Source organism: Halochromatium glycolicum, assembly GCF_016584085.1.
GTDB classification, from domain to species: Bacteria; Pseudomonadota; Gammaproteobacteria; order Chromatiales; family Chromatiaceae; genus Lamprobacter; species Lamprobacter glycolicus.
In genome coordinates, this window is record NZ_NRSJ01000076.1 from 1 (window position 1) to 10,413 (window position 10,413).

Below are 10,413 nucleotides of genomic sequence, written 5' to 3' on the forward strand. Positions count from 1 at the left end.
CGATCAAGTACGAGCACCTCTATCTGTACGGCTACGAGACCCCGGCGGAGGTCGAACAAGGCCTGCAGCGTTACATCCCCTTCTACAACGAGCAGCGCCCGCATAGCGCCCTTGACCAACAACCCCCGGCCGCGGTCCACTGGACCTCCATGCCGGACCCCTAAACCCGAGAGGAATCGGCCTCCAGACTTTACTTCTCAGAGCCGGTCAGTGGCCCAACGATTTGGGTCCACCTCAGTATGCCATTTGGTGGAAACCGCCGCTTTCCGCCATTCAACTCACGGATTCACGTATACACTAAGTATAATCCACATGCTTCCCTTCTGATTTCAATCAATGAGCTTCTCAAAGTTGGCCTGGCATTCGGATGCTTAATCTGCAGAACGAGCGCATGACCTAAAACCCTTAGCGGCTGTCAGGTTCCGCATCCGCCTATCTTCACTTTCTTAGCATCGATCATGCATAATCGTGGAAGAAGCGAAAAAACAAGCCTAGAGCCGGAAACCGTGCAATCGAACCCCACGCGATGGCAAACGCAAACGCATACCGAGTTTGTAGACTACTATGCTCGGCAAAGTCTGACCCCGGAATCCCAGGAACGCTCCCGCAGGCTACGCGATAAACTGCTTGCATTCCACGGCCAGGGATGCGCCCCGCTCAATGTTGCGGACATCGGCTGCAATGCCGGCACCCAGAGCCGCGTTTGGGCGGAACTCGGTCATCATGTCTACGGCATCGACATCAACCAAGATCTGGTCCAGATCGCGCATCAACGTCTACGCGAGGCCGATCTTCCCGCTGCGTTCCAACTGGCATCGGCCACCGCGCTACCGTTCCCGGATGCCTCGATGGACATCTGCATCGCCCCGGAACTGCTCGAGCACGTCGCGGATTGGGAGACCTGCCTGGAAGAATTCGCGCGCATACTGCGTCCCGGCGGCATCCTTTTCCTGAGCACCACGAATCGGCTCTGCCCGGTGCAGCACGAGTTCGCCCTGCCCCTCTACAGCTGGTATCCTGGCCCGCTCAAACGGCATTACGAACGCCTCGCCGTCACCACCCGGCCAGAACTCGCCAATTATGCCGCCTATCCGGCGGTGAACTGGTTCACCTACTTCCAGCTTCGTGACTTCTTGAGCCGCTACAGGATGCAGTCTTATGATCGCTTCGACAGCATGGACGCGCGTCAGAGCCTGCTTCGGCGTCTTGCGCTGACGGTGATCCGCCGCATCCCGCCAGTGCGGCTGCTCGCCCATGTCTTCAGCCCCTCGACGGCCCTGATCGCGCGCAAGTTCAGCCCATGACCGCTCCCGCACCCTCATCGATCTCGGTCGTCATTCCCGCTTACAATGCCGCTGAATTCATCGGCGACGCGCTCAATAGCGTCAAAGCGCAGGATATCCCGCACCTGCAGATCATCGTCGTCGACGACGGCTCGAGCGACGGCACAGCCGAGCGCGTCGCAGCGGAGCACCCCGACGTCGAGCTCATTCGCAAGGCCAACGGCGGGGCGGCAACGGCCCGGAACCGCGGGATCGCCGCGGCCAAGGGCGATTACCTCGCCTTTCTCGATGCCGACGACATCTGGCTACCGGGAAAGCTGACCGCCCAATGGCGCCACCTCCAGGCGAACCCCGACATTCACCTCGTCTGCACCGGCTTCGAGCGCTGGCAGCAGACAGCCAGCGGTCGCTACCCATCGCTCGAGCCGCTGATCGCCGAGGCTGCACTGATCCCGGACACCGAGCTCGACACCGAACGCTCCGGCTGGGTCTATCACCAGCTCCTGCTCGACTGTCATGTCTGGACCTCGACCGTGATGCTGCGCCGCGCGATCCTGGAGCGGATCGGAACCTTCGACGAATCGCTGCGGCTCGGCCAAGACTATGATTTCTGGCTGCGGGCGTCCCGAGTGACGCCCATCCATACCCTGCGCCGGCCGATGGCGCTCTACCGCCTGCACCCCGATAGCGCCACTGTACGAGGCGCCTCGGTCAATTATGGTGCACGCGTCCTTACGCGCGCCGTCAAGCAATGGGGCTACAGCAGTCCCAATGGCCAGAGCGTGCGGGCGCAACAGGTCCGTAAACGCATCGCGGGCATCCATTTTGACCTGGGGTACCGGCACTATAGCAACGCTGATTATCGCCTTGCGGCAAAAGACTTCGCCTCGTCACTGACGCAATCACCCGGGCAACCTCGGACGTGGCTCTATCTGATCGTTTCCAGCGTTCTGATGTTCGCGCCAAGGCGTTCAGCACCTACCGCTCGCTCACGCGGCTAACGCCAATCATTGGATCATGTTCAAAGCACTCGCAAAAATCAAAGCACTACTCGATCCGCGCGACTATACAAAAGTCTTCGTGCTGTTGTTCTTGATGATCGTGACAGCGTTCGTGCAGACAGCGGGTATCGCATCGGTCATGCCTTTTCTGGCGGTGCTATCCAATCCAGACATCATCGACAGCAATATCTGGCTGCGTAAAGCGTTTGACGCACTCAAATTCGAATCGAAGGATCGCTTCCTCTATTTTTTGGGCACGGCGGCCTTCGTGGTCTTCGTCTCGGGAACCGCATTGCAGGCGCTGACACAGTGGGCCATCACCCGTTATTCCCATTTGCAACAGTATGAACTGTCCCGGCGCCTGATGGCAGGCTATCTCCGTCAACCTTACAGCTTCTTTCTCAACCGCAATTCAGGTGACCTCGCAAAGAATGTACTGCAAGAGACAGCGCAGGCAATCAATGGTGGATTGATGCCGGCCATGCGCCTCGCCAGCCAAATCCTCCTTGCCGGCGCGATTGTCGCCCTCCTGATTGCGATCTACCCTGTGCTCGCCATGATCATTGCGCTCACCCTCGGGAGCGTGTATGGATTGATCTATCTGCTCGCCCGGACCTGGCTCAACAAAATCGGTCAAGACCGGGTTCGAGCCAACCGCGAGCGCTTCACGGTCGCGGCTGAGGCCTTTGCCGGCTCCAAAGAGATTCGACTGCTCGGGCGCGAATTCGATTACCTGGAGCGTTATCGCAACCCATCCAAGCGTTTCGCCAAGCATCAGGCCAACTCAATTCTTCTCCAAAACCTTCCTCAATATGCCATCGAAGCCATCGCCTTTGGTGGCATATTACTCGTTGTGCTCTATCTCATGGATGGGGATGGCAGGATCGAGACAGTCCTTCCCCTGATTGGCGCGTATGGGCTTGCGGGGCGTCAGATCATCCCCGCTTTCCAGAAAATATTCAGCAGTTTCGCACAAATGCGCTTCAATTCAGCAGCGGTCGACAACATCCTTGCTGATCTCGGCTCCCAACCCGATTCGATCGCTTTGCCGCAGCGCGGTAAGGAACCGCAACCGTTGATCCCTTCTGACAGGATCATGCTACGCGACATCACCTATCACTATCCTGGCAGCGAAGAAGCAGCACTGAAACAACTGAGCTTGACCATTCAAGCAAACACCACTGTCGGCTTCGTTGGTCCCTCGGGTGCCGGTAAGAGCACCTTGGTCGATTTACTGCTTGGGCTTCTCCCCGCCGACAAAGGCGAGATCCATATCGATGATCAGCCTCTGACGGAGGCGAATACACGGAACTGGCAAGCCGCGATTGGCTATGTTCCACAACACATCTTCCTTGCTGACCAAAGCGTTACTTCGAATATCGCGCTTGGACTGCCCGAGTCGCAGATCGATCAAGCAGCAGTCGAGCGAGCCGCCCGACTTGCCAACCTGCACGACTTCGTGATCAGCCAGCTTTCTCAAGGGTATGACACCATTATTGGTGAGCGTGGAGTGCGTCTTTCAGGGGGGCAGCGTCAGCGGATTGGGATTGCCAGGGCCCTATATCGAGATCCTGCTGTAATCTTCTTCGATGAAGCGACCAGCGCTTTGGATAACGCGACCGAACGAGCCGTGATGGAAGCCATTCATAACTTGAGTGGCACAAAAACAATTTTGCTCGTTGCGCACCGCCTCAGCACTGTTAAGCCATGCGACTGTATTTATGTACTGGTGGAAGGTGTAATCGCGGAACAAGGAAACTGGAATGAATTGATACGTCGCGAAGGATCGCATTTCCAAAAACTAGCTTCTGGGTTAGACTGATTTGGCATTCTACACCAAGGCTGAGGGGCTAAATTTTTAAGATTTTACAAGGTAAAAAATCGCAAAGCAAGGCTAAATCAACGCCTTAAAATATCTTTAAAATAATCAAATTAATTATAAGCGATGAAAAAGATAGCTATAATCAGTCCATGTGTACCTAGACTAACAGGCGCTGGCGCCCAACAACGTGCGATGAACCATCTTCGTGCTTTATCAACACTAGCATATATCGACCTGCTCGTCATCTCTGATCCCTTAAAACAAAAAAAAATACCGATCGAAACCAAAGAATTATGTAACAAATGTGAAATTTTATATCATGGAAAGCCCCACCCTTCATCAAGTAATAAAATTATTGGTTCCGCATTCATTTTTGAAGTTATAGAATCCCTAAAAAACTGGAGAAGCCCTGACTGCAAACACATAGAAAACGTCGCTAATTTTTTGAACGAAGCAGATTATGATTTAATTTTTTGCTTTCGGATCAGCACAGCAATGCTGGCACTCCAACTAAAACATCATGGGTTAATAAAACTGAAAAGAATGATTGTGGATTTTGATGATATCGAGTCAATTGCAATAAAGCGTGCTGTCAAGCTACGTCATGCAGAGTTTGGGATTGAGTTTTCGATGATTCGGCGACTACATGCACTACGCGCTAAATATTTAGAGAAATATTTATCAAAGGTTTCTGATGGTGTCATCGTTTGTTCGCACCATGACAAAAATAACGTATCAAAATCGACCAACAACCCACACGCATTTGTCATACCTAACTGCATTGATATCCCAGCATATATAAAAGATGAAACTCCAGAAAATAAATTGAGCATGCTTTTTGTAGGTAGCATGTCGCATTCGCCAAATACTGATGGGATCGAATGGTTTACAAAAAACGTTTACCCACTGATTTTGCATAACAACCAAGTCCAATCAGAGCTCATTATTGTTGGTTACAACCCACCAAAACATATCAAAAAATTAGAGGATGAAATTCCTGGCATTAAAGTGACGGGCGGAGTTGACACAGTCAAAAAATACTATGAAAAATGTAATGTCGTTATCGCTCCTATACGTTTTGGAGGTGGTACTCGAGTTAAAATTCTTGAAGGGATGAGCTATGGTCGACCAGTAGTATCGACATCAGTTGGCGCCGAGGGAATAAACATCACAAAAAACGAAAACATATTTTTGGCAGACACTACTGAAGCATTTGCGCAAATGTGCCTTACTTTAGCAATAGACCGAGAAACTAGAATCAAGATCGCAAAAAACGGACGAAAATTAGTATCTGAACAATATTCAATCGATCACTTCATAGCGCAGGAAACAGCATTAATCCACACTATTATGCAGCTCAAGGGCTAGTTTTCGCTGACTGAAAGAAAAATACTCATTGGTCTTTCATTAAATAAGTTTTAAATATCGGTAGTATATAACATGATAAAGCCATTAAAGCTTGTCGGAATAATACCTACTCGCGATAGACCAGAAGATTTACAGAGACTTATTCAATCAATTTCGTTCTTAGAAATTCAAAAAAACGCTGAATTCCGATTAGTAATTATAGATAACAGCAAACACCAAAGTGCACTAAAAGTTCTAAAAGTTTTAAAAAAAAGCAATTTTCCTTTTACGCATGATTATATCCATGAGCCTAAGCCAGGCTTAAGCAGAGCTCGTAACGCTGCAATTTCCCATCTGCGATCTGGAGAATATGCTTGCACTATTGACGACGATATTATTTTGCCAACTGACTATCTTTTGCGCGTTATTGGCGCAATTAAAAAGCATCCCTCTGCCGGAGTTTTGGGAGGGCGAGTGGAATTATTTGATTCGAGGGATTTTCCTGAAACAATTAAAACCTCCACAAAATGCTCGACATTTAATGGGACTAATGGGGCTTTTGGGTTCATTCATGGATGCAATATGGTTATTCCTTCTGCAACTTTCAAAAAAGTAGGCGTTTTTGATCAAAAACTCGGTGCAGGCTCAAAGTGCCGATCTGCTGAGGATACTGATTTTTACTTCAGGGCTTGGATTAAGGGGCTTTCTGTCGTTTATGAGCCCGATTTATATGTCTTCCACAATCACGGACGCAGAGAAATTAAAGACATAAAAAAACTGTGGCAAAATTATCGAATAGGCCAAGGTGCTTTTTATACGAAGCACATAATTCGAGGGAATGTAAGCGCGATGAAGTTATTTTATTGGAATTTAAGCGCTGACTTCAAAAGAAAAAGCGATAAATCAGGAAGGCTATCTGCGTGGAAAGACCGCATGGAGGGGGGGGTGCACTATTTATCTCAAGTTTTAATCCCTAGCTGAATCCGCGAGATATCGGCTTATCTGAGATCTGAAGGAAGTCTGACCAGAGACTAAGATCAAGCTCGGGCAATAGCTCTGTGCAAGCTCGGACTTCCTCAGCATAGAGCGAAGCAAGGCGCTTGCGGCCCAAGTTATCCGGCTTATCGACGATATATTCAAGCCGGTTTACGGGCTTCTCTAAAACTGTAGGCCGAACATTAGTATCAATACCTAGGAACTCGAAGGTTCGAGAGATTTCTGCCATTGGATTTTGGCAGCAGCTCTCGTATTGGAGCACTAGAATCTGCTCACGCGGGAAAAGTCGGAGCAACTCAGTTAGCCCTTTTGCATATTGCCCATGCAAATAAGCTTCGGGCATAACCGAAAACTTGCGAAAGAAACTCAAACAATCATCGCTAAGTTTAAAACCCTTCCCCCTATTTTTGACAAGATGGTTGACATGAGATACGAATCGATCGACAGGGTTGCGCAGTAACAGCAATATCTTAGTGTTTGGCGCTGTCTCCCATAGCATTTTGAGAGCAAAAGGATGTAATAGATAGTTTGTCGACCATTCGCCAGAAATCGATTCTGCCGGTGCTGCAAAGGCATTGCGGTAATTTTTTACCGCGTCGTCTGACATACCTTTCCAGTCAAAATGGCAGAAATACACAAGCTCTTTAGTAGCTTGAAATAACTTTGGGTGATAGAGGCGATGAGGAGACACCTGCGGATGTTCAAGCATGGCTTTGTACCACCAACTTGTCCCTGCTTTTGGCACGCCTACGCCGACGAAGTCAGGCGGTCCAATCTTCCAACCTTCCGGTAGGGAATGGTAGTCTTCCTGCGTGAACGGTCGCCGCATTAGCTCTGGTGGATGACACTTTTGTTTGCTTAACTTTATTAGCTGAACTCGGTCAACGCTCTTTTTCGTTCGCCGGATGACTTTCGAAGCGAACTCTTTCGTGCTTTCAAAATTAAAGCCAACCTTTTGCTTTTTGGCTAAAGCCGTAGGTATTTCAGAAAAGGCGCCTGTATCACCTAACGCTAGCGACTCAAGTTTGGCCGCAAAATCAGGGGCAACATCGTTTCCGGAAAGCCATGACATATAATCCTCATAACGAGTGAAGAGGAAATGCGTGGCAATCTCCCCAATGCGAACGTTCTTGGTTGTCGACTCAAGAGTTATCTCTTCATCCCAGAAACTGATGGCAGCACGTGAGCCAGCACCATGATGATAAACGAGACCACCGTAGATGCCTCCCATGAGACGGTGAAAATTACGGGCATTACTGCGCCTGAGCGGGTGTATCGGAAGATTTAATTTTTTTGCTGTCTCCGTGAAACTTGACAGGGTGTCATGGAGGTTCCCTTCCGAATTAGGTTCGATAAAATCGAATCGTAGGCCATAATTATCAATAAACTCCGCAGTTGTTGCGAGGCAGCTTGCATGGACATAAGGTGCGATCGCCTGCTTCAACTCATCTCGCCAGACACCAGCGAGAACCGCCCCTCCGTCCAAAGCATCAAGCAAAGTATCCAACCACTCGTCATTGACTGGATGTGCATCACTATCGAAGGTTACGAAAATCCGTGCACCGTCAGACCGGGCACGCTCGTATAGTCGTTGGAGTGGATCTGCATGCACATGGGTTAACTTTGTATGGGGGGATGCCTGTACGAGTGTGGCATGCGGAATGTAACGCAGAAATGCGGAAATAAATTCGTCTTGTGTATTGTTATTCCAAATGTACAATCGATACCTTTTTCTAGAAGTATGAGCAAGAATTTTTCCAACGCAGTAAGGCAGCCAGCTTCCCTGAGCGGGATCCTTTCCGCCGTTGACGATCAAGATTGCCGTTTCTCGGTGCATATTTCGCCTAGCCTCTTATCAAGCCTTGCCGGTTGGTAATAATATAGATCGGGTGACCGCGAGTGATCACTCACCCGCTGTCATACGGCCCATAAAGTATAGTCTTATGCAGAATAAGTTTGTCATGATTTTTGCTGCACAGAGATCTCAGTTATCATTAAGGCTATTGCCTCGTCCTGGGCCCGAAAGTCTGGAACATTTTTTCCATTTTATGTGGGGCTATTTTCTACCCGGGCTTCACATCATTTTTTCTGAAAAGGCCGAGAATAGGCTTATTCTATTTCAATCCTGTGGCCCGGTAATCGATCGCCTAATCTTGGAAGCCGGAGAGGCTCTAGGACTCCAGTTCCGTATCTATCCAAAAAAAATGAGCCGAATGTCAACATCGGCAGATGCAATAGTTCATGTCGCTCGGTGGGATATTCCTTTGCTCGGCTTTGACTCATTTTCAATCGCTCGAAAGTTATTGACCGAGATGCGACTCAAAGCTTTTTTTAAAGAAACCATAAAACAGGCGATATACTTCTGGGGCTTGGCGCGGATCAGGCAGCGAATGGCTCCACTACTAAGAGAGATTTATGTGCGCCTAGGTGCCCAAGAATCTAAGTTGGATTGTAGTTATCTCCTGCTTGAACGTTCGACGCCACCAGAGTTTTATATCAATGATGAAGCTGAGATATCGGGCTATGGTTCCAGTCGGCGCTACCTTGCAAACATTGATGCCATCGAAAAAACCCTCCGCGAGCAGGATATCCCCGTCTTGCGCTTTGAGCCAGGCGCTTGCGGATTTGCCGAGCAAGTCCGTGTTTTTACACGCTGCGCCGGAGTGATTGGTGTACGAGGTGCCGAATTTGCTAATACAATATTTGTACCCAAGGGGAGTCTGGTTATTACAGGCAATTTTTTGGATAATAAAGCTCCGGCAGCTAATATTGCTTTGGTAAAGGGATTTCTGAGTTACAACATAAAGGTAAGCGGTCAAAAGCCAGCTTTCAATATTTCACCATCCGCCATAGTTAAGTGCATTCGAAATCATGAAAGACGAAACTAAGCGATTAGCTGAAACCCCTAACCAGCTAGAAGACTTCCTAAATGATATCATTGAGCGATCATGCTTCGAGATCGAGCCTGTCCGGTTCGATAGGCAGCAAGAATGGGGGACCTGCGGTAGCTTTCTTTCCCATCGTAGCGGGGCTTTTTTAATATAACAGGCATTTGCGACCATGTAGGTGATCAGAACTCTATCATTCTATACCAGCCGCAGGGCGCTTTCAACGGCATGCTGCTGCACCTTTTTGACGGTGAACCCCATCTTCTTCAGGCTCGTGTAGAACCTGGAAATTCCGGTATTGGACAGTACGGACCGACGGTTCAGTCGACTCCAGCCAATTATTTGCGCATTCACGGAGGCAAGGAAACGCCCTATCTAGACTATTTTATGAGCTATCGTCTCGACGCCAAACCTTTACTTCAGACGCATCAGGTTGACTTAGGGGTGCGGTATTTTCGTAAGAGCAAAACACTCTCATTTATTGAAGTCCCAAATCTGCTGCCAACTATTGATAATATGATTTGGGTTCCAGTGTGCGTACTTTTGCAGCTAGTGCAAAAAAACAATTTTTTTAATACGGACCTACGGTCGATGGTTGGTGTCTTCGATTGGAGCGCTTACCGGGGAAAAAGGCCCAATTTTTCGTCTATACAATGTAATGAGCTTCCGCGAAGCTCTTCGCAATGTTGGTTTCTTCCCGGTTATGATTTCAGCGAACGCTTTGAGATCACGGCGATCGCCCAGACCGGCACTCATGAAATTGTTGATGATGGCGTGCGGGACTTGACCGAGACCGGAGTTGCGGCAACCCTTTACCGAGTGGCGTGCACTAACCGTGAAGTTAGAACCTGGCATCAGCCCTTGATGACAACAGCGTTCCGTTCCGCTGTTACGCAATATATACGCGAGACTACTCATGGCTGGGAGTTTCTTCTCAGTATGGTTTTCCAGATGGGTTTTAACACAAGACTCTATTTAACGTCATTTTTGAAGATCACCTGAACGAGGGTGGGTTTAACTCGCCTAATGAAGAAGCTGATAAGGGCGAACTCGTTGCAGAAGTTATTCAATCTGAA

General features: G+C 49.1%; 9 protein-coding genes. 8 read left to right on the forward strand and 1 reads right to left on the reverse strand.

All coding sequences use genetic code 11. The features are described 5' to 3' along the window. The first annotated feature begins 2 nt into the window (after positions 1 to 2). The 6 genes from CKO40_RS25525 to CKO40_RS22825 all read left to right on the forward strand — a co-directional run bounded on the left by CKO40_RS25525 (position 3) and on the right by CKO40_RS22825 (position 6,434). Positions 3 to 164, forward strand: a complete 162-nt coding sequence (locus CKO40_RS25525) for an integrase core domain-containing protein (protein ID WP_420827391.1) — start codon at positions 3 to 5, stop codon at positions 162 to 164. Positions 165 to 506: 342 nt separating this feature from the next. Beyond that, positions 507 to 1,304, forward strand: a complete 798-nt coding sequence (locus tag CKO40_RS22805) for a methyltransferase domain-containing protein (RefSeq protein WP_200348754.1) — start codon at positions 507 to 509, stop codon at positions 1,302 to 1,304. Beyond that, a complete protein-coding gene (locus CKO40_RS22810; protein ID WP_200348755.1) occupies positions 1,301 to 2,284 on the forward strand; it encodes a glycosyltransferase family 2 protein in 984 nt (327 codons plus the stop codon). Before CKO40_RS22805 ends, CKO40_RS22810 begins: the two co-directional genes overlap by 4 nt. Before the next feature lie 16 nt (positions 2,285 to 2,300). Further along, the gene (locus CKO40_RS22815) at positions 2,301 to 4,106 is read left to right on the forward strand and encodes an ABC transporter ATP-binding protein (RefSeq protein WP_200348756.1); all 1,806 of its coding nucleotides are present in this window, start codon (positions 2,301 to 2,303) and stop codon (positions 4,104 to 4,106) included. Between the two features lie 123 nt (positions 4,107 to 4,229). Next, the gene (locus CKO40_RS22820) at positions 4,230 to 5,474 is read left to right on the forward strand and encodes a glycosyltransferase family 4 protein (protein WP_200348757.1); all 1,245 of its coding nucleotides are present in this window, start codon (positions 4,230 to 4,232) and stop codon (positions 5,472 to 5,474) included. A 72-nt stretch (positions 5,475 to 5,546) separates the two neighbouring features. Next, entirely contained in the window at positions 5,547 to 6,434 is an 888-nt protein-coding gene (locus tag CKO40_RS22825; RefSeq protein WP_200348758.1) for a glycosyltransferase family 2 protein, read from the forward strand. Here the strand turns inward: CKO40_RS22825 and CKO40_RS22830 are convergent. Then, positions 6,427 to 8,265 (reverse strand): sulfotransferase domain-containing protein, encoded by a 1,839-nt coding sequence (locus CKO40_RS22830; protein ID WP_200348759.1) that lies wholly within the window; start codon positions 8,263 to 8,265, stop codon positions 6,427 to 6,429. The two genes, CKO40_RS22825 and CKO40_RS22830, sit on opposite strands and share 8 nt — an antisense overlap. Positions 8,266 to 8,392: 127 nt before the next feature. On the opposite strand from CKO40_RS22830, the gene CKO40_RS22835 reads away from it, so the two are divergent. Together CKO40_RS22835 and CKO40_RS22840 are read left to right on the forward strand one after the other, a co-directional pair. Continuing rightward, positions 8,393 to 9,337: a glycosyltransferase family 61 protein gene (locus CKO40_RS22835; protein WP_200348760.1), complete on the forward strand. Its 945-nt coding sequence runs from the start codon at positions 8,393 to 8,395 to the stop codon at positions 9,335 to 9,337. A gap of 195 nt (positions 9,338 to 9,532) precedes the next feature. Next, positions 9,533 to 10,339, forward strand: coding sequence for an NDP-hexose 2,3-dehydratase family protein (locus CKO40_RS22840; RefSeq protein ID WP_338074253.1), 807 nt, complete (start codon positions 9,533 to 9,535; stop codon positions 10,337 to 10,339). The last annotated feature ends 74 nt before the right edge of the window (positions 10,340 to 10,413 follow it).